This window comes from Streptomyces sp. NPDC088817 (assembly GCF_044750345.1).
Taxonomy (GTDB): domain Bacteria; phylum Actinomycetota; class Actinomycetes; order Streptomycetales; family Streptomycetaceae; genus Streptomyces.
The window spans coordinates 193,377-219,974 of record NZ_JBIVJN010000011.1 but is presented as its reverse complement, the minus strand read 5'-3'; the positions used below and the strand labels follow the sequence as shown (position 1 = coordinate 219,974).

The following is a 26,598-nucleotide window of genomic DNA, read 5'->3' as shown; positions in this document are numbered from 1 at the left end:
TGACTGTTCTACATGACATCTTTGGTGGGCGCAGCAGCCGCACGTCGGCCCGATCTCCCGAACGTACGCGCACGGTCTGTCGTTCCGGGCCGCCAGCGTTGGGACGTCCCCGCGGTACTCAGGCGGCCCAAGGTCGCGGAAATCCTGGAGGGCGTGCTCCGGCGCACGCCGGGAGTGAGGACGGCCCGGGCCAATCCGGTGACCGGCGGGGTGCTCGTCCTTCATGACTCCACCCTCACCGCCACGGATATCGGGGGCCTGCTGAGAAAGGCCGTCGCCGCCGTGTCGAAAGGCGCCGCCGTTGCCGTCCCGCTTTCCTCGGACGTGGCAAAGCCCGGCGAGGCGCCGTCGGCGACGGGAGGCCGGGCCGGCCCGCTGCGTCCCGCCCTGACCGTCGCCGGCGGCATGGTCGGCATCCTCGCTCTCGGCCGCGGGAGGATGCGCAAGGCCGCACTGGCGCTCGGCGCCGTGACGGCGGCCACGGTGGTCGTCGTACGGCGGGCCTGGCAGAAGGGTCTGGCCGACCAGGGCGAGTCACGGCCGCACGAGCCGTCGGAGCACACGGTGCTGCGCATCGTCGGGCCGCACAAGGGAAAGCTGTGCGTGGCCTCGTCCTTGTCCGCGCTCTGCCAGGGCACCGAGATGGCGCTCGGCGCCTTCCTGGGCTGGATCGCCCTGGTACTCATCAAGGGAGAGTGCGCCCCGCTCGTCAGCCTCGGAGTGACCGGCGCCTCCGCACAGTTGTGGTTCCTGGCCTGCGGGGCCGCCGTGGCCTGCGCGGCCGCGGCGGCCCTGTCGTACGCCGCCACCCTGGAGTGGCGCAAGCTCGGTCAGGCCGTTCAGCACGACTGGCGCAACGCGACGTACGCCCATGTGCAGAAGCTGGAACTGCGGCACCTGGAAGGCGAGCGGACCAGCCGGATCGCCGGGGTGCTCACCGAGGACATCAGCCAGCTGGGCAACTTCTTCGCCACCTCGGCCAACGATGTGGTGCAGCTCGCCACCAGCTTCCTCGTCCTGGTGCCCGCCTTCCTCCTGCTGGCGCCGCAGATCGCCTGGGTCGCGTTCCTGCCGATGCCGTTGGTGGCCTGGCTGTCGTTCCACTACCAGGACCGGGTCGCCGCCGACTACGCCGTCTCCAGTGAGGACAAGGCCCGGCTGCACAGCCAGCTGGTCAACACCCTGGAGGCCGGCGCCACCGTCAAGAGCTTCTGCGCCGAGGAGTACGAGGCCGAGCGCATCGACCGGCTCGGCGAGAGCTGCCGGGAGAGCGACCACCGCACCGACCGGAGCACGGCCCGGCACGCCGAGACCATCCGCGTCTGCACCACCGCCTCCATGGCGGGCACGATGCTGCTCGGCGGCCGCTCGGTACTCAACGGCTCCCTCCCCTTCGAGGTGTTCAGCCCGCTCATCGGCCTGCCCCAGCAGGTTCTGCTGCGCCTGACCAGGCTCAGCGGCATCGTCGACCAGTACCAGCGCACCCTGGCGGCCCACGACCGGGTCCAGCGCCTGCGGAGCCTCCCCGTCGAACCCGACGGCCACGACCTGACGCTCGACGACAGGGATGTCGAGGGCGCGATCGCCCTGGAGAACGTCAGCTTCTCCTACCCCGGCCGGCCGCCGGCCCTGGACAACCTGTCCCTGTCCATCGCCCCCGGCCAGGTCACCGGCATCGTGGGTTCCACCGGCGCGGGCAAGACGACGATCGCCAAGCTGCTCATGCGCTTCCAGGACGCGGAGTCCGGCTGTGTCCTGCTCGACGGGCAGGACATCCGCCGGCTGCCACGGCACGAACTGCGCGAGCAGGTCGGGTTCGTGGCGCAGGACCCCTTCCTGTTCGACGGAACCATCGCCGAGAACATCCGGTACGGCAGCTTCGAGGCCGGCGACGCCGACGTGGTGCGCGCGGCCCGCATGGCGGAGGCGCACGGTTTCATCGAGGCGCTGCCGGACGGATACGACACGCTGATCGGGGAGCGGGGCGCCGCCCTCTCCGGCGGCCAGAAACAGCGCATCGCACTGGCACGGGCGATGCTGAAGGACGCACCCGTCGTCATCCTCGACGAGGCCACCTCGGCCGTCGACAACGAGACCGAGGCGGCCATCCAGCGAACCCTGCGGGGTTTCGCGAAGGACCGGACCCTGGTGATCATCGCGCACCGCCTCTCCACCATCCGGCACGCCGACCGGATCTACGTCATGGACAAGGGCGGAGTCATCGCGGAGCAGGGCACCCACGACGACCTGCTCGCGCGTGACGGGCTCTACGCCTCCCTGTGGAACCTTCAGGCCGGCGAGAAGGTCGCATAACGCTCCCGCCGATCAGCCGAGGTCACCGGCGCCCGTCCGCGGGCGCCCCCCTGACCGCTTGGTCGGCCGGCAGTGACGCCGGCGGCATCAGCCATCTCCGAAACACCTCTGGAGGTACCCCCATGTCCCGTCGCGACGGTGCCGCCCTCCCGCTCACAGCGGCGCAGCGCGAGCTCTGGCTCGCCGAACAGGCATCGACCGGGGTGATCCCCGCCTACCGGATCGGCGAGTTCCTGGAGATCCACGGACCGGTCGACGGCGCCCTCTTCGAGACCGCCCTGCGCCAGGTCGTCGACGAGATCGACGCCCTGCACGTCCGGTTCGTGGACGAGGCGGGCAGCCCGACGCAGATCCTGCGCGCGACGACGGACTGGCGGATGCCCCACCTCGACCTCAGCAAGGAGACCTCCCCCCGCGCGGAGGCGCTCGCCTGGGTCGCGGCCGACCGCGCCCGCCCGCTGGACCTCACGCGTGATCCCCTGTTCAGCCACGCCCTGTTCAAGCTCGCGCCCGACCGCTTCCTCTGGTACCAGGGCTACCACCACCTCGTGATGGACGGGTACGGCTACTCGCTCGTCGCGCGGCGCCTCGCCGAGACGTACACACTCCTGGTCGACGGCCGGAGCGCGACACCCACCGCGTTCGCCTCGCTGGACGACCTGGTGGCGAGCGACACCGCCTACCGCCTCTCCGAGAAGTTCGCCGAGGACCGCGCGTACTGGCTGGAGCGGCTCGCGGACCGCCCGGAGGCCGTGCGGTTGTCGACGCGCGCCGCAGGCGGCTGTTCCGCGGCCGTGCGCAGGACCGAACTGGACACCGCAGCGGTCGGGGAGGCACTGCTCAGTGCGGCCGGCAAGGCCGGCACCCGTTGGTCCCGCGTGCTCATCGCCGCGACCGCCCTCTATACGCACCGGCTCACCGGCGCGCGGGACATCGTCCTCGGGCTCGCCGTGACCGGCCGCCCGCCCGCCGACCCCACGCTCGCGGCGACACCGGGCACGGTGTCCAATGTCGTACCGCTGCGCCTCACGGTGCGCCCGGGCATGCGCTGGTCGGAACTGGTGGACCTGACCGCGCGGGAGGTCCGCGCCGCACGGGAGCACCAGCGCTACCGTGCCGAGGACGTGCACCGCGAGCTCGCCCTGCCCGGCAGTATCAGCACGGCCTTCTCCCCGGTCGTCAACATCATGTCCTTCCCCTACGACATCACGTTCGCCGGACACCGCGTCACGGCCCACAACGTCGCCGAGGGGACCACCAGCGACCTGGCGCTCTGGGGCGTGGACCGACGGGACGGCTCGGGACCGCGAATCAAGCTCCACGCCGCCGCCGACGCCCACGACGAGGCCGAGTTCGCTCGCCACGGGGAGCGCCTGGGCAGGCTGCTGGAGCGGATCGCGCACGGTGACCCCGAGCAGAGCGTCGGCGCGATCGACCTGCTGTCGCGCCGGGAACGTCACCAGGCACTGGCCGACGGCGACGGCACGCATGCCGAAGTACCGCGCACCGGTCCGGCCGAGCTCTTCGAGGAGCAGGTGAAGGACGCGCCGGACGCGGTGGCCGTGGTGGCCTCCGACGCCACCTTGACCTACGCCGAACTGGACGCCCGGGCAAACCGGCTGGCCCATCTGCTGATCGCCCGCGGCGCGGCACCCGAGCGGCTGGTGGCGCTGGCCCTGCCACGCTCCGCGGAGCTGGTGGTGGCGATCCTCGCCGTGCTCAAGTCCGGTGCCGCCTGCCTGCCCCTCGACCCCGAGTACCCGGCGGCCCGTATCGTCGCCACGCTCGACGACGCCCGGCCCGCGCTGCTGATCACCGACACCGGCACGGCCGCGAGACTCACCGGCGCACCTGCCGTCGGACGGGTGGTCCTGGACCACCCGGACACCGCCGAGACGGTGGACACCTACCCGCACACCCGCCCGGCGGTCCCGGTCGAACCGCAGCACCCGGCCTACGTCGTCTACACGTCCGGTTCCACCGGACGGCCCAAGGGTGTTGTGGCCACCTGTGCGGGCCTGGTCAACCTCGTCCACCACCAGCGGTGGACCCTGTTCACCGCCACGCCCGGGCGGCGGATGCGGGTGGCGCTGACCACGTCGGTGTCGTTCGACGCGGCCTGGGACCAGTTGTCGTGCCTCTTCGCCGGCCATGAGCTGCATGTCGTGGACCAGCGGACATGGGCCGACCCCGACGCCTTCGCCGACCACCTCGTCCGCCACCGCCTGGATCTGGTCAACGCCACACCGTCGTACTGGCGGATCCTGCTCTCCCACGGCCTGCTCGACGCCGGCCGATGGCGTCCCGCCGTGGTCATCGCCGGTGGTGAGGCCGTACCGGAGCGACTCTGGGACGATCTGGGCTCGGTCGACGGCGTGGCCGCCTTCAACTTCTACGGCCCGACCGAATGCACGGTCGACGCGGTCACCGCGCGGATCGGCTCCTCCCCCGCCCCCGTCATCGGCCGCCCCATCGGCAACACCCGGGCGTATGTGCTCGACAGCGGCCTCCAGCCCGTTCCGCCCGGCACCCCGGGCGAGTTGTACATCGGTGGGGCCGGAGTGGCGCGTGGCTATCTCCACCGGCCCGGGCTGACCTCCGAACGGTTCGTCGCCGACCCCTTCGGCCCTGCCGGGGCACGGATGTACCGCACCGGGGACATCGTGCGGTGGAACCAGGACGGTGAGCTCGAGTTCACCGGTCGCGCCGACAACCAGGTCAAGGTCAGAGGCTTCCGCATCGAACCGGGCGAGATCGAGGCCGCGCTCACCGGGCACCCCGATGTGGCGCAGGCGGCCGTCGTGGTCGCGCGGGACCGGTCCGGCGAGCCGTCCTTGGCCGCCTATGTCGTGCCCGGCGCCGAAGGTGTCCAGGTGGACCGGGTGCGCACGTTTCTGCGGGAGCGGCTGCCCGACCACATGGTTCCGGCGGCCTTCGCGGTACTGGACCGGCTTCCGCTGACCGCGGGCGGCAAGCTCGACCGCCGGGCCCTGCCCGCCCCGCACGCCCCGGCGGCCGAGCCCGGCAGGAGGCCCCGCACGCTCCGGGAGCAACTGCTCTGCGAACTCTTCGCCGAGGTGCTGGGAGTGCCCGCCGTCGGCGTCGACGACAGCTTCTTCGACCTCGGCGGGCACTCCCTGCTCGCCATGCGGCTGATCGCCCGTGTCCGCTCCGTCCTCGACGCCGAGCTCGGCCTCGGCGACCTGTTCGACGCGCCCACCGTCGCCCGGCTGACCGCCGCACTCGACAGCGCGGGTCGGCGGCGGCCCCCGCTGACCGCCGGCAGCCGGCCCGACGTGCTGCCGCTGTCGTTCGCGCAGCACCGCCTGTGGTTCCTGCACCGGATGGAGGGGGCCGGAGCCACCTACAACATCCCGCTGGCGCTGCGGATGTCCGGATCCCTGGACCGGGGCGCCCTGGAAGCCGCCCTCGCGGACGTCGTGGCACGCCACGAGAGCCTGCGCACGGTCTTCCCGGACACTCACGGCGTCCCCTACCAGCGCGTCCTGGACCCCGGGCAGATGCCGCTGCGGCCACCGGTCACCGACATCACGAGTGCCGAGTTGCCGAACCGGCTGGCCGACGCGGCACGGTACGCCTTCGACCTCGCGGCCGAGCCTCCGGTACGGGCGGAGCTCTTCGTACTGGGCCCGCGGGAGCACGTGCTGCTCGTCGTGGTCCACCACATCGCAGGCGACGGCTGGTCGATGGGGGCGCTCGCGCGTGACCTGACCACCGCCTACACCGCCCGGCTCCGCGGCGAGGCACCGGACTGGGCACCGCTGCCGGTGAGTTACGCCGACTACTGCCTGTGGCAGCGTGAACTGCTCGGCGACGAGTCGGACCCCGACAGCCTCGGCGCCCGGCAGCTCGCCCACTGGAAGGAGAACCTGGCCGGCCTGCCGGACCGGACCGAGCTGCCCGTCGACCGGCCCAGGCCCGCGTCGATGTCGTACCGCGGCGCCCAGATGGAGTTGCGCATGGACGCGGAACTCCACGCCGGCCTGCGGGAGTTGGCGCGCGCCAGCACGACCAGCACCTTCATGGTGCTCCAGGCCGGTCTGGCCGCCCTGCTCGGCAGGCTCGGCGCCGGTACGGACATCGCCATCGGCACCCCCGTCGCAGGCCGCACCGACGAGGCCGCGGACGACCTGGTCGGCCTCTTCGTCAACACCCTGGTGCTGCGTACGGACCTGTCCGGCGACCCGTCCTTCACCGAACTGCTCGCCCGGGTCCGGAAGAACGCCCTGACCGCCTACGCCCACCAGGACCTGCCCTTCGAGCACACGGTGGAGGCGGTCAACCCGGCCCGTTCCCTGGCGCACCATCCGCTGTTCCAGATCATGCTGGCGCTGCAGAACACGCCCGAGGACGTCTACGACCTGCCGGGGCTGCACGTCGAGAGCGAACTGGTGCACACCGGCACCGCCAAGTACGACCTCACCGTCAACCTGTCCGAGCGGCACACCGCCGACGGCGCTCCGGACGGCCTCGCCGGATTCGTGGAGTACAGCACCGACCTGTTCGACGCGGCCACCGTGGAGGCCGTCGTCGAACGCTGGGTGAGGCTGCTGCGGGCCGCGATCGCCGACCCGGACCGGCCCATCGCCCGCATCGACGTGCTGGCACCGGAGGAACGCCGAAGGCTGCTCCCCGCGCCGGACACCGCAGCGGACACCCTCGCACCGACCACCATCACCGCGCTCTACGAGGAGCAGGCCCGGGCCACCCCGGACGCGGTCGCCGTGGTGTCCGGCGAGACCTCGCTCACCTACCGCGAACTGAACGCACGAGCCAACCGTCTCGCGCATCTGCTGATCGCCCGGGGCGCCGGGCCCGAGCAGTCGGTGGCGCTGGCCCTGCCGCGCTCGGCGGAGCTGGTGGTGGCGGTCCTCGCGGTCCTCAAGGCGGGCGCGGCCTACGTCCCGGTGGACCCGGAGTACCCGGCCGCCAGGATCACCTTCATGCTGCGTGACGCACAGCCCGCCCTCCTGCTCACCACCGGCCCGACCGCCACCAGGCTGACCGGCTGCGACGAACCGGCCCAGCGACTCCTGCTCGACGACCCGGCCGTCCTCGCGGGCCTCGACGCGGCCCTGGACACCGATCCCCGCGCCGCTGTCGCACCGGACCACCCCGCGTACGTCATCTACACCTCCGGCTCCACCGGCCGGCCCAAGGGCGCTGTCATCCCTCACCGGAACGTGGTGCGCCTGTTCGCCGCCACCCGGCACTGGTTCGGTTTCGGCGCCGACGACGTGTGGACGCTCTTCCACTCCTACGCCTTCGACTTCTCCGTGTGGGAACTGTGGGGCCCGCTGCTGCACGGTGGACGGCTCGTCGTCGTACCGCACGACGTGAGCCGCTCCCCGGACCGCTTCCTGCGGCTGCTCGCCGACGAACGCGTCACCGTGCTCAACCAGACACCGTCCGCGTTCCACCAGCTGATGCGGGCCGACCAGGAAGACCCGCGGACCGGCGCCGCGCTTGCCCTGCGCACCGTGATCCTCGGCGGCGAGGCGCTCGAACCGGCCCGGCTCGCCGACTGGTACCGGCGCCACCGGGACGACGCCCCGGTTCTCGTGAACATGTACGGCATCACCGAGACGACCGTGCACGTCACCTACGCCGCGCTCGACCGGCACAGCGCCGTGCCCGGCGCCGCCGGCGACATCGGCACCGCCATCCCGGACCTGCGCACCTATGTGCTCGACGCCCACCTGCAACCGGTGCCGCCCGGCGTGCCGGGTGAACTCCATGTGGCCGGTCCCGGTCTCGCCCGCGGCTACCTGAACCGGCCGGGGCTCACCGCCGGGCGCTTCGTGGCCGACCCGTACGGTCCGCCGGGGGCCCGGATGTACCGCACCGGTGACGTGGTCCGCTGGACCTCCGGCGGCACGCTGGAGTTCGTCGGGCGCGCCGACGACCAGGTCAAGGTGCGTGGGTTCCGCATCGAACTCGGTGAGATCGAGGCCGCGCTGGCCGACCACCCCGATGTCGCCCAGGTGGCCGTCCTCGCCCGCCAGGACCGCGCCGACGACACCCGGCTGGTCGCCTACCTCGTGCCCGCGTCCGGCGCAGCCCCGCAGCCGGCCGCGCTCCGTACGCACCTGCGGGAGCGGCTGCCGGAGTACATGGTCCCCGCTGCGTTCGTGACGCTGGACGCGCTGCCGCTGACCACCAACGGCAAGCTCGACCGCAGGGCGCTGCCGGAGCCGGAGTCCGGCCCCACGGGCGGCGGCGGCCGGACTCCGCGCACGCCGCAGGAGCAGATCCTGTGCGAGCTGTTCGCCGAGGTCCTCGGTGCGGCCGAGGCGGGGGTGGACGACAGCTTCTTCGACCTGGGCGGCCACTCCCTGCTCGCCACCCGGCTGGTGGCCCGGGTCCGCGCCACCCTCGGGGTCGAGCTGGAGCTGCGCACCCTGTTCGGGACGCCGACCCCCGCGGGCATCGCGGCGAGCCTCGCCGAGGCCGGGGAGGCACGGCCGGCGCTGACCCCGCATGAGCGCCCCGAGCGGATCCCGCTCTCCTTCGCCCAGCGACGCCTGTGGTTCCTGCACCAGTTGGAGGGCGCCACCGGCAACTACAACATCCCCATGGCCTGGCGCCTGACGGGCCCCCTCGACCGGATCGCCCTGGAGGCCGCCCTGGCGGACGTGGTGGCCCGGCACGAGAGCCTGCGCACGGTGTACCCGCAGCTCGACGGCGCGCCCCACCAGAAGGTGGTAAGCCCGGCGGACGCCCGTGTGAGGCTGGTTCCGGTCTCCACCACCGAGGAGGAGCTGGATCGCGTCCTCGCCGAGGCGCTGACCCACTCGTTCGATCTCGCCGCCGAACCGCCCCTTCACGCCGAGCTCTTCACCCTGCGGCCGGACGAGCACGTGCTGCTGCTCGTCGTCCACCACATCGCCGGTGACGGCTGGTCCCTCGGCCCCCTGGCGCGCGACCTGACCGCCGCGTACGCGGCCCGCTGCCGGGGCGGGCAGCCGCAGTGGGGGCCGCTGCCGGTGCAGTACGCCGACTACACCCTGTGGCAGCATCGGCTGCTCGGGGACCACACCGACCCGGACAGCCTCTTCGCCCGCCAGGCAGCGTACTGGACGAAGAACCTGGCCGGGCTGCCCGAACAGATCCAGCTCCCCACCGACCGGCCCCGCCCCGCGGTCGCGTCCCATCGCGGCGGCTTCGTGACCGTCGAACTGAGCGCCGAACTCCACCGGAACCTGCGCAGACTGGCACGCGACCACGACACGAGCCTGTACATGGTGCTGCAGGCCGGGCTCGCGGCGCTGCTGAACCGGCTGGGCGCGGGGACCGACATCCCGGTCGGCAGCTTGGTCGCGGGACGGACCGACCAGGCGCTGGACGAGCTGATCGGGTACTTCGTCAACACCCTGGTGTTCCGCACCGACACCAGCGGCGACCCGAGCTTCGCTCGCCTGCTGGGCCGCGTCCGCGAGGTGGCGCTCGGCGCCTACACCCACCAGGACGTGCCGTTCGAGTACCTGGTGGAGGTCCTCAACCCGTCCCGGTCGCTCGCGCACCATCCGCTGTTCCAGGTCATGCTGGTGCTGCAGAACGCCCCCAGGGCCGACCTCGCCCTGGCGGGTCTGGACGTCGACGGCGTTCGGCTGACGACGACCACCTCCAAGCTCGACCTGGTCTTCTCGATGTCCGAGCGCCACGGTGAGGACGGGTCACCCGAGGGCATCGACGGGTTCATCGAGTACGCCGGAGACCTGTACGACCCGCGGACCGTGCGGACCATGACCGAGCGGTGGGTACGGCTGCTGGAGGCAGCGACCGCGGACCCCGAGCGGCTGATCAGCGCGTACGACATCCTCAGCGCCGAAGAACGCCGGGAGTTGGCGGCCGCCGACGGCGCCACCGCGAAGGCGCCCGCGGCGGCGCTGCCCGCCCTGTTCGAGGCACAGGTCGACGCCCGCCCCCACGCGGTCGCCGTGGCGTGCGGCGACACCGCGCTGACGTACGCCGAGCTCAATACCCGTGCGAACCGGCTCGCTCATGCGCTGACGGGCCGCGGTGTGGGTCCCGAGGACATCGTGGCGCTCGCGCTGCCGCGCTCCGTCGACCTGGTCGTCGGCGTGCTCGCCGTGCTCAAGGCCGGCGCCGCCTATCTGCCGCTGGACCCGGACTACCCGGACGCCCGGCTGGAGTTCATGGTCGGCGACGCCCGGCCCAAGTTGCTGATCACCAGCAGCGCACTCGACGCCCGACCGCCCGGCGCGCAGGAGCCCGCCCGCCTGGTGCTGGACTCCCCCGAGGCGGCCGCCCTGCTGGAGGCCCTGCCGGACACCGACCCCCGGACCGCCGTCACCCCGGACAACCCCGCCTACGTGATCTACACCTCGGGTTCGACCGGCCGTCCCAAGGGCGTCGTGGTCGGCCACGCGGGCGTCGTCGCGCTGGTCGCGGCGCAGGTGGAGCGGTTCGCCATCGACACGCGCAGCCGCGTCTTGCAGTTCGCGTCGCCCAGCTTCGACGCGTCGGTGTCGGAGCTCTTCACCTCGCTGCTGACCGGCGCCACGCTGGTACTTCCTGTCGGATCCCCGCTCTCGGCCCTGACCGATCCCACCGCCGCGGTGACGCATGTGACGCTGGTGCCCTCGGTACTCGCCGCCGTGCCGGAGGGCGCGCTGTCGGTGTCGACGCTGATCGTCGGGGGTGAGGCGTGTCCGGCGGAGCTGGTCGAGCGGTGGGCGCCCGGCCGCCGGATGATCAACGTGTACGGGCCGACCGAGACCACGGTGGTCTCGACGATGAGCGAGCCGCTGGTCCCCTGCGGTCAGGCGCCGTCGATCGGCCGCCCCATCCCCCACACGCAGGTGTACGTACTCGACGAACACCTGCGACCGGTTCCGCCGGGTGTTCCCGGCGAACTGTACGTGGCCGGAGCCGGACTGGCCCGCGGCTACCTCAACCGCCCAGGACTCACCGCCGAACGGTTCGTCGCCGACCCCTGCGGCCCGGCGGGCAGCCGCATGTACCGCACCGGCGACCTCGTACGCCGACGCGCCGACGGCGACCTCGAATACATCGGCCGTGTCGACCAGCAGGTCAAGATCCGCGGCTTCCGCATCGAACTGGGTGAGATCGAGGCCGCGTTGGCCGCCCATCCGGAGATCGGCCAGGTCGCCGTCCTCGCCCGTCAGGACCGGGCGGACGACACCCGGCTCGTCGCCTACCTGGTGCCGGCGAAGGACCGAACGCCACAGCCCGAGGAGCTTCGGGCCCATCTGCGGGACCGGCTCCCGGAGTACATGTTCCCGGCCGCGTTCGTGACCCTGGACGCGTTGCCGCTGACCGGCAGCGGCAAGCTCGACCGCGCCGCGCTGCCGAAGCCCGAGGTCACCACCGTCCCGGGCGGCCGGGCCGCCCGGACTCCCCAGGAGCAGGTCCTCGCCGAGCTGTTCGCCGAGGTGCTGGGCGTACCGCGGGTGACGGTCGACGACGACTTCTTCGACCTGGGCGGCCACTCCCTGCTCGCGACGCGCCTGGTCGCCCGGGTGCGCGCGGCGCTGGGCGTGGAACTGGAGCTGCGCGCCCTGTTCGAGACCCCCACGGTGGCGGGTCTGTCGGCGGTTCTCGGCGAGGCCGGGCAGGCGCGCCGGGCGCTGCTCCCCCGGCAGCGCCCCGCGCGGGTTCCGCTCTCCTCCGCGCAACGGCGCCTGTGGTTCCTGCACCAGCTGGAGGGCGCCGGCCCCGCCCACCACATCCCGCTGGGCTGGCGGCTCACCGGGGACCTCGACAGCGCCGCCCTGCGGGCGGCCCTCACCGACGTCGTCGCCCGGCACGAGACCCTGCGGACGGTGTTCCCGGAACACGACGGCGTTCCGTACCAGCAGGTCCTGGACATCGCGCGGGCCCGCCCCGAGCTGCCGGTCGTCGCGGCCACCGAGGCCGAACTGCCGGAGCTGCTCGGTCAGGCCGTGCGACGCGGTTTCGATCTCGTCACCGAACCACCGGTGCGCGCCGAGCTGTTCGCGCTCGGTCCGGATGAGCACGTCCTGCTGATCGTGGTCCACCACATCGCAGGTGACGGCTGGTCGCTGGGCCCCCTGGCCACCGACCTGTCCACGGCGTACACGGCACGGCTGAACGGTACGGAGCCGAAGTGGGCACCGCTGCCGGTGAGTTACGCCGACTACACGCTGTGGCAGGAGGAGCTGCTGGGCGAGCGGCACGACGCGGGCAGCGTGTCCGCCCGCCAGACCGCCTACTGGACGACGACGCTGTCCGGGCTGCCGGAGCAGATCCCGCTGCCCACCGACCGTCCCCGCCCCGCCACCACCTCGTACGACGGCCGCCATCTGGCGGTGGAGCTCGACGCGGAGCTTCACCGGGGGCTCACCGCGCTGGCCCGGGAGCGCGGCGTCAGCACGTACATGGTGCTTCAGGCCGGACTCGCCGCGCTCCTGACCCGGATGGGCGCGGGCACCGACATCCCCGTCGGCAGCCTCATCGCCGGCCGCACCGACCAGGCGCTGGACGACCTCGTCGGCTTCTTCGTCAACACGCTCGTCCTGCGCACCGACACCTCGGGCGATCCGACCTTCACCGAACTGCTCGGCCGGGTGAGGGAACAGGCCCTGGGCGCCTACGCGCACCAGGACCTGCCGTTCGAGCACCTGGTGCAGGCCCTGAACCCGGCCCGCTCATTCTCCCGCCAGCCGCTGTTCCAGGTGATGCTGGCACTGCAGAACGTGCCGCGCAGCACGTTCGACCTGCCCGGCGTACACGCGGAGATCCATCTCGTGCACACCCCGACCGCCATGTTCGACCTCGGCTTCCACCTGGTGGAACGCGGCGACAACGGCGCGCCCGGGGGGATCCACGGATACGTCGAGTTCGGCACCGATCTCTTCGACCAGGAGACGGTCGAGACGCTGTTCGCCCGCTGGGTGCGGCTGCTGCGCGCGGCGGTCGCTCACCCCGACCGGCCGATCGGCTCGTTCGACGTCCTCGCGGCCGACGAACGCGCTGCCCTGCTGGTCGGACGCAACGCGACCACCGTCGAGTTCCCCGGGACCAGCCTGCCCGCCCTGTTCGCGGCCCAGGTGCGGGCCACTCCCGACACGCCTGCCGTGATCTGCGGCGAGACCACGCTCACGTACGCGGAGCTCGACGCCCGCGCCAACCGGCTCGCCCATGCGCTGATCCAGCGGGGAGCCGGACCGGAGCGGATCGTCGCGCTGCGGCTTCCGCGGTCGGCCGGATTCGTGGTCGCCGTGCTGGCGGTGCTGAAGACCGGTGCCGCCTACCTTCCGATCGACCCGGAGTACCCGGAGTCCCGGGTCGCGTTCATGCTGGACGACGCGCGCCCGGCCCTGGTCCTGGACGACCCGCGGGATGTCGAGGCGGAATCCGGGCACCCGGACACCGATCCCGCGGCCGCGGTCGATCCGCGTCACCCGGCGTACGTCATCTACACCTCGGGTTCCACCGGCCTCCCCAAGGCCGTCGTCATGCCCTCCGGCGCCCTGGTGAACCTCCTCCAGTGGCACCACCGCGCCATCGGTGGCCGCCCCGGCACGCGGGTCGCCCAGTTCACCGCGGTCAGCTTCGACGTCTCCGCGCAGGAGATGCTCTCCGCGCTGTTGTTCGGCAAGACCCTGGTGGTTCCCTCCGACGAACAGCGCCGCAGCGCCGAGCTGCTGGCACAGTGGCTCGACGAGCACGAGGTGGAGGAGCTCTACGCGCCCAACCTGGTGCTCGAAGCGCTCGCCGAGGCGGCCGCCGAGCAGGGGCGTGACCTGCCGAGCCTGCGGGTGATCGCGCAAGCCGGTGAGGCGATGCGGCTGGGCACGCAGGTCCGGGACCTCAGCACCCACCGCGCCGACCGGGCCCTGCACAACCACTACGGCCCCGCCGAGACCCATGTGGTCACCGCCTACCCGCTCCCCGCCGACCTCACCGAGTGCCCGCTGCCGGTCCCCATCGGCCGTCCCGTCGCCAACTCCCAGGTGTACGTGCTCGACGCCGCGCTGCGGCCGGTGCCGCCAGGAGTCGCGGGTGAGCTGTACCTGGCCGGCGCCCAACTGGCCCGCGGCTACCTGGGCCGTCCGGGCCTGACGGCAAGCCGGTTCGTGGCGAACCCGTACGGTCCGGCCGGCTCGCGGATGTACCGCACCGGTGACCTCGTCCGATGGCGGGCCGACGGCGAGCTGGAGTTCCTCGGCCGGGTGGACCACCAGGTCAAGGTGCGCGGGTTCCGCATCGAACCCGGCGAGATCGAGTCCCAGTTGGCCGCCCATCCCTCGGTCGCGCAGGCCGCGGTGGTGGCCCGGGAGGACCGGCTGGTGGCCTACGTGGTCACCGGTGCCGCGGAGGCGGACGGCATCCGTGCGTACCTGCGGGAACGGCTTCCGGACTACATGGTGCCGTCGGCGATCGTCGCCCTGGACGCCCTTCCGCTGACCCCCAACGGCAAGCTGGACCGCGCCGCGCTGCCCGCACCGGGCGGCGACATCCCGGGCGCCCGGGCACCGCGCACCCCGCAGGAGCAGATCCTCTGCGAGCTCTTCGCCGAAGTACTGGGTGTACCCCGGGCCGGCGTGGACGACGACTTCTTCGACCTGGGCGGCCACTCCCTGCTGGCCACTCGGCTGGTCTCCCGGATTCGCGTCACTCTCGGTGTGGAGCTGGAGCTCAGGACGCTCTTCGAAACCCCGACACCGGCCGGCCTCGCCGCCGGACTGCACGGCGCCGCCACCGCCAGGACATCCCTGGTGAAGCGGGAGCGCCCCGAGCCCACGCCGCTGTCGTTCGCCCAGCGCCGCCTGTGGTTCCTCCACCAGATGGAGGGGCCCAGCGCCACGTACCACATGCCGCTGGCGCTGCGGCTCACCGGTGACCTCGACCGCCGCGCGCTGGAGGCCGCGCTGACGGACGTGGCGACTCGCCACGAACCCCTGCGCACGGTGTTCCCGCACCGCGACGGCGTGCCGTACCAGCGGACCCTCGACGCCGCCGAGGCCGGGATCCCGCTGTCCGTCACCGAAGCCGCCGAGGCGGAGCTGCCGAACCTGCTGCGCGCCCGGGCAGCCCGCGGCTTCGACCTGGCCGCCGAACCGCCCGTCAGGGCCGAGCTCTTCGCACTGGCACCCGATGAGCACGTCCTGCTGGTCGTTCTGCACCACATCGCCGGTGACGGCTGGTCGCTGGGACCGCTGTCCCGCGACCTGGCGACGGCCTACACCGCCCGGTGCCGCGGTGAGGCGCCCGCATGGCCGCCGTTGCCGGTGAGCTACGCCGACTACACCCTGTGGCAGCACGACATCCTCGGCGACGAGCGCGACACCGACAGCGCCTTCGCCCAGCAAGTCTCCTATTGGCAGGAACAGTTGGCGGAGCTGCCGAACCAGGTCGGGATCCCCGCCGACCGCCCACGTCCGGCGACCGCCTCCCACCGCGGTGACCTGGTCACCTTCGAGCTGGACGCCGCGCTCCACACCGGCCTTGGAGACCTGGCCCGGCGCTGCGGGGCAAGCCTGTTCATGGTGCTGCAGGCCGGACTCGCCGCCCTGTACACCCGGCTCGGCGCGGGCACCGACATCTCCGTCGGCAGCCCCGTCGCGGGCCGCACCGACGAGGCCCTGGACGATCTGGTCGGGTTCTTCGTCAACACGCTCGTCCTGCGCACCGACACCTCGGGCAACCCCACCTTCACCGAACTGCTGGGCCGGGTAAGGGAGTCGGCGCTGGAGGCGTTCGCCCACCAGGACGTGCCCTTCGAGCACCTGGTGGAGGTGGTCAACCCCACGCGGTCGCTCTCCCACCACCCGCTGTTCCAGACCATGCTGGGCGTGCAGAACGCGCCCATGGGCGACTTCACTCTCCCCGGCCTCACGGTGACCGGGGTACCCGTGGCGACCAGCACCTCCCGGGTCGACCTGACCTTCAGCCTCGCCGAACGCCGAGGGACGGACGGCGCGCCGGGCGGGCTGGACGCGCTCCTGGAGTACGCCACCGACCTGTTCGACCGTGCCACGGTGGAGACGCTGTTCGCTCGTTGGACGAGGCTGCTGGAGGCCGTGGTCGCCGATCCGGAGCGGCCGATCGGCGCGATCGACGTGCTGTCCCCGGAGGAGCGGCAGCGCATCCTGGTCGACGACAACGACACCGCAGTCCCCGTCTCGGGGAACCCCCTGCCGGCGGCCTTCGAGGCGCAGGTGCGGGCGACACCGGACGCGGTCGCCCTGGTGGCCGGCGAAACATCGCTCACCTACGACGAGTTGAACGCCCGAGCGAACCGGTTCGCGCACGAACTGATCGGGCGAGGTGTGGGCCCGGAGCAGGTCGTGGCCCTGCTACTGCCACGCTCCGTGGAGCTGGTGGTGGCGGCCCTCGGCGTGATGAAGGCCGGAGCCGCATACCTGCCGGTCGATCCCGAATATCCGCGCTCACGGATCGACTTCATGCTGGAGGACGCGCAACCCGCACTGGTCGTGGACGACCCCGCCCTGATCTCCGGTGCTTCCGGCTTCCCTGACACCGACCCCCTCGTCGCGCTGGACCCGCGCCGCCCCGCCTACGTGATCTACACCTCCGGTTCGACCGGCCGCCCCAAGGGTGTCGTGGTCAGCCACGCGGGTGTCAGCAGCCTCGTCGCGGCACAGGTGGAACGCCTCGGGCTCGGCGGGGGAAGCCGGGTGCTCCAGGTCTCCTCGCCCAGTTTCGACGCCTCGTTCTGGGATCTGTGCAGTGCTCTGCTGACCGGCGCGGCCCTGGTACTGGCGCCTTCCGAGGAGCCCCTGAAGGCGCTCGCGGACCGGGACCTCGGCGTCACCCATGTCACTCTGCCGCCCTCGGCCCTGGCCGCCTTCGGCGCGGCCGACCTGACGCCGTCGACGCTGGTCGTGGCGGGTGAGGCGTGCTCTCCGGAGCTGGTCGAGCGGTGGGCACCCGGCCGCCGCATGATCAACGCCTACGGACCGACCGAGACCACGGTCTGCGCGACGATGAGCGAACCACTGGCCCCCAGCGGCCAGACACCGTCCATCGGCCGTCCCATCGCCAACACCCGGGTGCACGTGCTCGACGAACGCCTCCAGCCGGTCCCCCCAGGCGTCCCCGGCGAACTCTACGTGGCCGGCACCGGACTGGCCCGCGGCTACCTCAACCGCCCAGCACTCACCGCCGAACGATTCGTCGCCGACCCCTACGGCCCTGCGGGCAGCCGCATGTACCGCACCGGCGACCTCGTACGCCGACGCACCGACGGCGACCTCGAATACATCGGTCGCGCCGACCAACAGGTCAAGATCCGCGGCTTCCGCATCGAACCCGGCGAGATCGAGGCCGTGCTGACCGGCCACCCGCAGGTCGAGCGGTCCGCGGTCATCGCTCGCCGGGACCGGCTGGTGGCCTACGTCGTGTCCGCGACCGAGGAACCCGAGCGGTTGCGTGCCTACCTGCGCGAGCGGCTCCCGGACTACATGGTGCCGTCGGCGGTCGTCACGCTCGACGCCTTGCCGCTGACACCCAACGGCAAGCTCGACCACGCCGCCCTCCCCGAGCCGCAGTTCGGCGGAGCGGGATCCGGGCGCGCGCCCCGCACACCGCGGGAGCAGATCCTGTGCGAACTCTTCGCCGAAGTGCTGGGGGTGTCCGACGTCGGCGTGGACGACGGCTTCTTCGACCTGGGCGGCCACTCCTTGCTGGCCACCCGGCTGGCCGCCCGTGTCCGCACGGTCCTCGGTGCCGAACTCGGCCTGCGCACCCTGTTCGAGGCGCCGACGGTGGCAGGGCTCGCCGCGGCGCTCGACGGCGCCGGGCAGGCGCGTCCCGCGCTGACCACCGGCGAGCGCCCCGAGCGGATCCCGCTCTCCTTCGCGCAGCGCCGCCTGTGGTTCCTGGACCGCATGGAGGGCGCGAGCGCCACGTACAACATCCCGCTGGCCTTGCGGCTCACGGGCGACCTCGACCAGCAGGCGCTGCGCGACGCGCTGGCCGATGTGACGGTCCGTCACGAGAGCCTGCGGACGGTGTTCGCCGAGAGCGACGGTGTGCCGTACCAGCGGGTGCTGGACGTCGACGAGGCCCGGCCGCGGGTACGGCTGACCGTGACCAGTCGCGGTGCCCTGCCAGAGCAGCTCGCGGACGCCGCCCAGCAGCCGTTCGACCTGGCGGGCGAACCTCCCCTGCGCGCCGAGCTGTTCGAACTGGCGCCGGACGAGCACGTGCTGCTGGTCGTGATCCACCACATCGCCGGTGACGGCTGGTCGACCGGTCCGCTCTCCCGGGACCTCGCGACGGCCTACAAGGCCCGCCGCGAAGGGGGCAAGCCGGACTGGTCACCGCTGCCGGCGCAGTACGCGGACTACACCCTGTGGCAGCGGGACCTGCTCGGTGACCCCGGCGACGAGAAGAGCGTCTTCGCCCGCCAGTTGACGTACTGGACCGGACAACTGGCAAACCTGCCCGAGCAGATCGCGCTGCCGACTGACCGGCCGCGCCCGGCTGTCGCCTCGTACCAAGGAGGACTCCTCCTGGTCGAGATGGGCCCCGCTCTGCACGCCGGGCTGGCCGGCCTGGCCCGCCGTTCCGGCGCCAGCATGTTCATGGTCCTCCAGGCCGCGCTGGCGGCGCTGCTCGGTCGGCTCGGCGCGGGCACCGACATCGCCGTCGGCAGCCCCATCGCGGGGCGCACCGACGAAGCACTGGACGATCTCGTCGGGTTCTTCGTCAACACCCTCGTGATGCGCACCGACCTGTCCGGTGACCCTTCGTTCACAGAAGTACTGAGCCGGGTACGCGAGTCGGCGCTGGAGGCGTTCGCCCACCAGGACGTGCCCTTCGAGCACCTGGTGGAGGTGGTCAACCCCACGCGTTCGCTCTCCCACCACCCGCTCTTCCAGGTCATGTTCGCGCTGCAGAACGCGCCCATGGGCGACTTCGACCTGCCGGATCTGCGGGTTTCGCACGTGGCGGCGCCGACCGGCACCGCGAAGTTCGACCTCGGCATCAGCCTCTTCGAGCGCTCCGGCGACGGCGGCGCCCCCATCGGCATCTCCGGGGCGGTCGAGTACGCCACCGACCTGTTCGACCATGCCACGGTGGAGACGCTGTTCACTCGTTGGACGCGGCTCCTGGAGGCCGTGGTCGCCGATCCCGAGCGACCCATCGGCGCGATCGACGTGCTGTCCCCCGAGGAACGACAGCGCATCCTGGTCGACGACAACGACACCGCACTCCCCGTCAACGGTGACCCGCTGCCCGCGGCCTTCGAGGCACAAGTGCGGGCGACACCGGACGCAGTGGCCCTGGTGGCCGGCGAAACATCGCTCACCTACGACGAGTTGAACGCCCGAGCGAACCGGTTCGCGCACGAACTGATCGGGCGAGGTGCGGGCCCGGAGCAGGTCGTGGCCCTGGTACTGCCACGCTCCGTGGAGCTGGTGGTGGCGACCCTCGGCGTGATGAAGGCCGGAGCCGCATACCTGCCCGTCGATCCCGAATATCCGCGCTCACGGGTCGACTTCATGCTGGAGGACGCGCAACCCGCACTGGTCGTGGACGACCCCGCCGTGGTCACCGCCGACGGCAGTCCCGACACCGACCCGGCCGTGAAGCTGGACCCGCGCCACCCCGCCTACGTGATCTACACCTCGGGCTCGACCGGCCGCCCCAAGGGTGTCGTGGTCAGCCACGCGGGTGTCAGCAGCCTCGTCGCGGCACAGGTGGAGCGGTTCGCCATCGACACGCGCAGCCGTGTGCTGCAGTTCGCGTCGCCCAGTTTCGACGCGTCGGTGTCGGAGCTCTTCACCGCGCTGCTGACCGGCGCCACGCTGGTGCTGCCGCCCGCCGGATCGCCGCTCTCCGCCCTGACCGACCCCGCCACCGCGGTGACCCATGTGACGTTGGTGCCCTCGGTGCTCGCCGCCCTGCCGGAGGACCTGCTGTCGGTGTCGACGCTGGTCGTGGCGGGTGAGGCGTGCTCTCCGGAGCTGGTCGAGCGGTGGGCACCCGGCCGCCGCATGATCAACGCCTACGGACCGACCGAGACCACGGTCTGCGCGACGATGAGCGAACCACTGACCCCCAGCGGCCAGACACCGTCCATCGGCCGTCCCATCGCCAACACCCGGGTGCACGTGCTCGACGAACGCCTCCAGCCGGTCCCCCCAGGCGTCCCCGGCGAACTCTACGTGGCCGGCACCGGACTGGCCCGCGGCTACCTCAACCGCCCAGCACTCACCGCCGAACGGTTCATCGCCGACCCCCACGGCCCCGCGGGCAGCCGCATGTACCGCACCGGCGACCTCGTACGCCGACGCACCGACGGCGACCTCGAATACATCGGTCGCGCCGACCAACAGGTCAAGATCCGCGGCTTCCGCATCGAACCCGGCGAGGTGGAGACGGTGCTCGCCGCCCACCCCGATGTCGCCCGGGCAGCCGTGGTCGTCCGCCAGGACCGCGCCGAGGACAAGCAGCTGGTCGCCTACGTGGTGGCCCGCCAGGGCACTGAGTCCGTCCGTGACCACGGCGTCGAACAGGACCATGTGGGCGAGTGGCGGGAGATCTACGACGCGCTTCCCGTCACCGTGGACGACGTCCCGTTCGGGCAGAACTTCACTGGCTGGAACAGCAGTTATGACGCCGAGCCGATCCCCGTCGAGCAGATGCGGGAGTGGCGTGACGCGACCGTGGAGCGGATCCGGGCCCTGCGCCCGCGCCGGGTGCTGGAGGTCGGTGCCGGCATCGGCCTGCTGCTCTCACAACTCGCCCCGGAATGTGAGACGTACTGGGCCACGGACTTCTCCGCCACGGCCGTCGACGCGCTCGCCCACCATGTGAAGCGCTCACCCGGACTGGCGGAAAAGGTCGTACTGCGGACGCAGCCCGCGCACGACACCGAAGGGCTGCCGGCCGGCACCTTCGACACGATCGTGCTCAACTCCGTCGTCCAGTACTTCCCGACCGCCGAGTATCTGTCCGAGGTCGTCGACCGGCTGATGGGACTCCTGGCTCCCGGCGGAACCCTGTTCGTCGGCGACGTCCGCAATCTGCGGCTGCTGCGGTCGCTGACCACCGCCGTGCAGTTGCACAGGGCGGACCCGGACACGGATCTCGCCGCGGTGCGCGGCGCGGTGGAGCGGGGAGTGCGGGTCGAGAAGGAACTCCTGGTCGATCCCGACTACTTCACCGCCCTGCACGACCGCGTCGACGCCCTGGGCTCCGTCACCGTCCAGCTCAAACGCGGCCACCACCACAACGAGCTGACCCGGTACCGCTACGACGTCACCCTGCACAAGCAGCCCGTCACCCCGCTCCCGCTCGAAGAGAGGACCGAAGTGGCCTGGGACGGCCTGGAGACCCTGCGCGGTCTCCTCGCCGAGCAGGACCCGGCCGTGCTGCGGGTCAGCGACGTGCCGAACGGCCGTGTCGCCCGGGAGGCCGCGATCGCGCGAGCCGTGCAGGCCGGCGACACCCCGCTGCCCGAGCTGCTGGCACGCCTCCACGCCGTGGACGGCGACGACGGCCCGGACCCGGAGGAGTTCCACGTGCTCGGCGCCGAGTACGGCCGCTGGGTCGGTGTGACCTGGTCCGGCTCGGCGGACGACGCGGTGGACGTGGTCTTCGCCGACCTGTCACGGCTGGCGTCGGGCGTACCGGACGGGCTGTACCGGCCCGCCGGGCGTGGTACGCCGTCGACGCCGCCGACCAACGATCCGGCCGGGGTCCGCGCCACCGGTGCCCTCATGGCCGAGGTGCGGGACTGGGTGCGGGACCGGCTGCCCGACCACCTCGTGCCCTCAGCGTTCGTCGCGCTGGGCGCGCTGCCCCTGACCGCGGGCGGAAAGCTGGACCGCGCCGCGCTGCCCGCGCCCGACCTCGGCTCCACGGCCTCCACCAGGGCTCCCCGCACCCCGCAGGAGCAGCTCCTCGCGGAGCTCTTCGCGGACGTGCTCGGTCTGCCACGGGTCGGGGTCGACGACAACTTCTTCGACCTGGGCGGACACTCGCTCCTCGCCACCCGTCTGATCTCCCGCGTCAGGGCCGTCCTCGGCGTCGAACTCGACGTACGGGTCCTGTTCGAGACGCCGAGCGTGGCCGGTCTCGCGCAGCGGCTTGACGAGGCCGGACGGACGGCCAGGCCCGCGCTGACCAGCCGCCCGCGCCCCGAACGGGTGCCGCTGTCCCACGCGCAGCGCCGCCTGTGGTTCCTGCACGAGATGGACGGGCCGAGCGGCACGTACAACATGCCGCTCGCGCTGCGGCTGACGGGCACGCTCGACCGGCGGGCGCTGCGGGAGTCGCTGGCGGACGTGGTGGCCCGGCACGAGAGCCTGCGTACCGTCTTCCGCGCCGAGGGCGGGGTCCCCCACCAGCACGTGCTCACCCCGTCGGAGGCCCGTCCGGGACTGCCGGTGACCGACACCGACGAGGCCGGGCTGCCCGGACGGCTGGCACAGGCGGCCGGGCGCGGATTCGGCCTCGACGTCGAACCACCGCTGCGGGCGGAGCTGTTCGCGCTCGCGCCCGAAGAGCACGTTCTCCTGGTCGTGGTGCATCACATCGCGAGCGACGGCTGGTCCATGGGTCCCCTCTCACGGGACCTGGCCACGGCCTACGCGGCACGGTGCCGGGGCGAGGAGCCCGCATGGTCGCCGCTGCCCGTGCAGTACGCCGACTACACGGTGTGGCAGCGGGAACTGCTCGGGGAGGCATCCGACGCCGGCAGCCGCTTCGCCACGCAACTCGACTACTGGACCGAGGCGTTGGCGGACCTGCCCGAGCAGATCACGCTGCCGGCCGACCGGCCGCGCCCCGCGAACGCCTCGCACCGCGGCGGTCAGCTGCCGGTGCGGATGGACGCCGAACTCCACGAGGGGTTGCGGGAGCTGGCCACGGCGCACGGCGCGAGCGTGTTCATGGTGCTGCAGGCGGGCCTGGCCGCCCTTCTCAGCAGGCTCGGCGCGGGGAACGACGTCCCGTTGGGGAGCCCGATCGCGGGCCGCACCGACCCGGCCCTCGACGACCTCGTCGGCTTCTTCGTCAACACCCTCGTGCTGCGTACGGACACCTCCGGCGATCCGGGCTTCGGTGAACTCCTGGGCCGCGTCCGGCAGACCGCTCTGGCGGCCTACGCCCACCAGGACGTGCCGTTCGAGTATCTGGTCGAGGTCCTCAACCCGGCCCGTTCCCTCGCCCATCACCCGCTGTTCCAGGTCATGCTGGCCCTGCAGAACGCCCCCGCGGCCGACTTCGCCCTGCCCGGTCTGGACGTAGGACACGTGGCGGCGCCGACCGGTACGGCCCGAGTGGACCTCACGTTCAGCCTGGCCGAGCAGCACGGTGCCGACGGCAGCCCGGCGGGGATTCTGGGAGCGGTGGAGTACGCCACCGACCTGTTCGACCCGGAGACCGTCGAGGCGCTCTTCGCCCGCTGGGCCCGGTTGCTGCGGGCCGTCGTCGCCGACCCGCGGCAGCCGATCAGCGGGATCGACATGGTGTCCGACGAAGAACGCGGGCAGTTGCTCACCGAGGGCAGCGCTGTGGAGCTGCCCGAGGCCGGGCTGCCCGAGCTGTTCGCCGCCCGGGTACGCGCGACCCCGGACGCGGTGGCCGTCGTCTGCGGGTCCACCACACTCACGTACGCGGAACTCGACGCCCGGGCCAACCGCCTGGCCCGTGCCCTGATCGGGCAGGGAGTGCGGCCGGAGACGGCGGTGGCGGTACTCCTCGAGCGCTCCCCGGAACTGGTCGTGGCGATCCTGGCGATCGTCAAGGCGGGCGGCGCCTATGTCCCGCTCGACCCCCGCTTCCCGTCCTCGCGCGTCGACCTGATCGTGCGGGAGACCGGTGCCGCGCTGGTCCTCACCGAGGAGGTGCTCACCGCGCTCACCCAGGCCGAGACACGCACCACTGATCCTCAAGTCCTCTGCGATTCCGAGCAGTTGGCCTATGTGATGTACACCTCCGGTTCGACCGGGCAGCCCAAGGGCATCGGCGTCACCCATCACGACGTCGCGGGTCTGGCCCTCGCCCCCTGCTGGAGCGGCGGCGCCCACGAGCGGGTGCTGCTGCTTTCCCCGACCGCCTTCGACGCCTCCACGTACGAGTTCTGGGTCCCCCTGCTCGGCGGTGGCCGGCTCGTCGTGGCCCCGCCCGGGCAGCTGGACACCCAGGCGCTGCGGCAGGTGGTCGCGGACAACGAGGTGACCGGTCTCTGGCTGACGGCAGGGTTCTTCCGTCTCGTGGCGGAGGAACAGCCGGACGCCTTCGCCGGTGTCCGCGAGGTGTGGACCGGCGGTGACGTGGTGTCGGCCGCGGCGGTCGCCAGGGTGATGGAGGCCTGTCCCGGCATCCGCGTGGTCAATGGCTACGGTCCCACCGAGACCACGACCTTCGCCGCCCACCACCGCATGACCGCACCGCCGGACACCACGCGGGGCGTGCCGATCGGGCAGCCGATGGCGAACATGCGCCTTCATGTGCTCGACACCGGACTGCGCCTGGTCCCGCCGGGTGTCGTCGGCGAGTTGTACATCGCCGGGACCGGCCTCGCCCGCGGCTACCTCGCCCGCCCGGGCATGACCGCCGAGCGCTTCGTGGCCGACCCGTACGGCCCGGCGGGCAGCCGCATGTACCGTACGGGGGACCTGGTGCGGCGGCGGCCCGACGGCACGCTGGAGTTCGCGGGGCGCGCCGACGACCAGGTGAAACTGCGCGGTTTCCGGATCGAGCCCGGCGAGATCGAGGCCGTGCTCGCCGGTTGTCCCGGGGTCGCGCAGACCGCCGTCGTCGTCCGCGAGGACCGGCCCGGAGACAAGCGGCTCGTCGCCTACGTCGTACCCGTGCCCGGCTCGGCGCCCGATCCGGCGGACCTGTCCGAACGGTTGCGGCGCGCCCTTCCCGAGTACATGGTCCCGTCGGCGTTCACTCCCCTCGGTTCGCTGCCGCTGACCCGGAACGGCAAGCTCGACCGCGCCGCGCTGCCCGCCCCCGAGTACAGCGCGTCCGGGCCGGGACGCGGCCCGCGCAACCCCCGGGAGCAGCTGCTGTGCGGCCTGTTCGCCGAGGTGCTGGGCCGCGAACGGGTCGGCATCGACGAGAGCTTCTTCGAGCTGGGAGGACACTCGCTGCTCGCCGCCCGTCTGGTCTCACGGATCCGGGAGACCATGGGGATCGGGCTGGGGCTGCGCGCCCTGTTCGAGGCGCCCACCGTCGCCGGCCTGTCGGAACGCCTGGCGACGGGCGGCCCGGAGGACGCCTTCGACGTGGTCCTGCCGCTGCGCACCACCGGGGACCGCACCCCTCTGTTCTGCATCCATCCGGGCGGCGGCATCAGCTGGTGCTACAGCGGCCTGCTCACCCACCTGGGGCCCGAGCACCCGGTCTACGCCATCCAGGCCCGCAGCCTCGGCCGGCCCGAACCGCGGCCCACCTCCTACCAGGAGATGGCGGCCGACTACGCCGACCAGATCCGCGGGATTCAGCCGGAGGGCCCCTACATGCTGCTCGGCTGGTCCGCGGGCGGCCTCATCGCCCACGCGATCGCAGCGGAGCTGCAGGGCCGGGGCGAGCGCACCTCGCTGCTGGCGATCCTCGACGCCTACCCGGTCAAGGACGTCACCTTCGACGAGGCACCCGTGCCCAGCGAACGGGACGTGCTGGTCGGCATGGCCGACTGCGACCCGGACGAGCTGGGTGACGCGCCGCTGACCCACGCCGACGTCATGGAGATCCTCCGGCGCCGCGGCAGCGCACTGGCCAACCTGGAGGAGCGCCACATCGAAGCCGTCGTCGCCATCATGATCAACAACGCGACGCTCGCCCTCGCCCACGAGCCGGACGTCTTCGACGGCGACCTGCTGCTGTTCAACTCCACCATCGACCGGGAGAACGACTCGGCGAACGCCGGCATCTGGCAGCCCTATGTCACGGGGCGCATCGACTCCCACGACATCACCACCCGCCACGACCGCATGACACAGCCCGGGTCCCTGGCCCAGATCGGCCCGATCCTCGCGGCGAAGATCGCGGACATCACCGGGACCGCACCGAACCCGACGACCTGTCAGGAGCAGTGACCATGACCAACCCGTTCGAGGACACCGACGGCCGCTACATCGTTCTCGTCAACGACGAGAACCAGCACTCCCTGTGGCCGTCCTTCGCCGACATCCCCGCCGGCTGGGCCGTCACCCACCCGGAGGACACCCGCGAAGGGTGCCTCGCCTACATCGAGGAGCACTGGACCGACATGCGGCCCAAGAGCCTCGTTGACGCGATGGACGGTCAGGAGTAGCCCGT

The 26,598-nt window shown here is 72.3% G+C and carries 3 protein-coding genes; all 3 read left to right on the top strand.

Annotated elements, in window-relative coordinates; all coding sequences use genetic code 11:
- The first annotated feature begins 153 nt into the window (after positions 1-153).
- The 3 genes from ACIP4X_RS21745 to ACIP4X_RS21735 all read left to right on the top strand — a co-directional run bounded on the left by ACIP4X_RS21745 (position 154) and on the right by ACIP4X_RS21735 (position 26,593).
- Complete coding sequence (locus ACIP4X_RS21745; protein ID WP_358730598.1) at positions 154-2,313, top strand: ABC transporter ATP-binding protein; 2,160 nt, start codon at positions 154-156, stop codon at positions 2,311-2,313.
- 122 nt (positions 2,314-2,435) lie between these two features.
- Entirely contained in the window at positions 2,436-26,375 is a 23,940-nt protein-coding gene (locus tag ACIP4X_RS21740; protein ID WP_401350036.1) for a non-ribosomal peptide synthase/polyketide synthase, read from the top strand.
- 2 nt (positions 26,376-26,377) lie between these two features.
- Entirely contained in the window at positions 26,378-26,593 is a 216-nt protein-coding gene (locus ACIP4X_RS21735) for an MbtH family protein (protein ID WP_358730595.1), read from the top strand.
- The last annotated feature ends 5 nt before the right edge of the window (positions 26,594-26,598 follow it).

Bases quoted from the DNA above. Each gene is read 5' to 3' on its own strand.
- ACIP4X_RS21740 (WP_401350036.1), top strand. From the start codon at position 2,436: ATGTCCCGTCGCGACGGTGCCGCCCTCCCGCTCACAGCGGCGCAGCGC.
- ACIP4X_RS21735 (WP_358730595.1), top strand. From the start codon at position 26,378: ATGACCAACCCGTTCGAGGACACCGACGGCCGCTACATCGTTCTCGTC.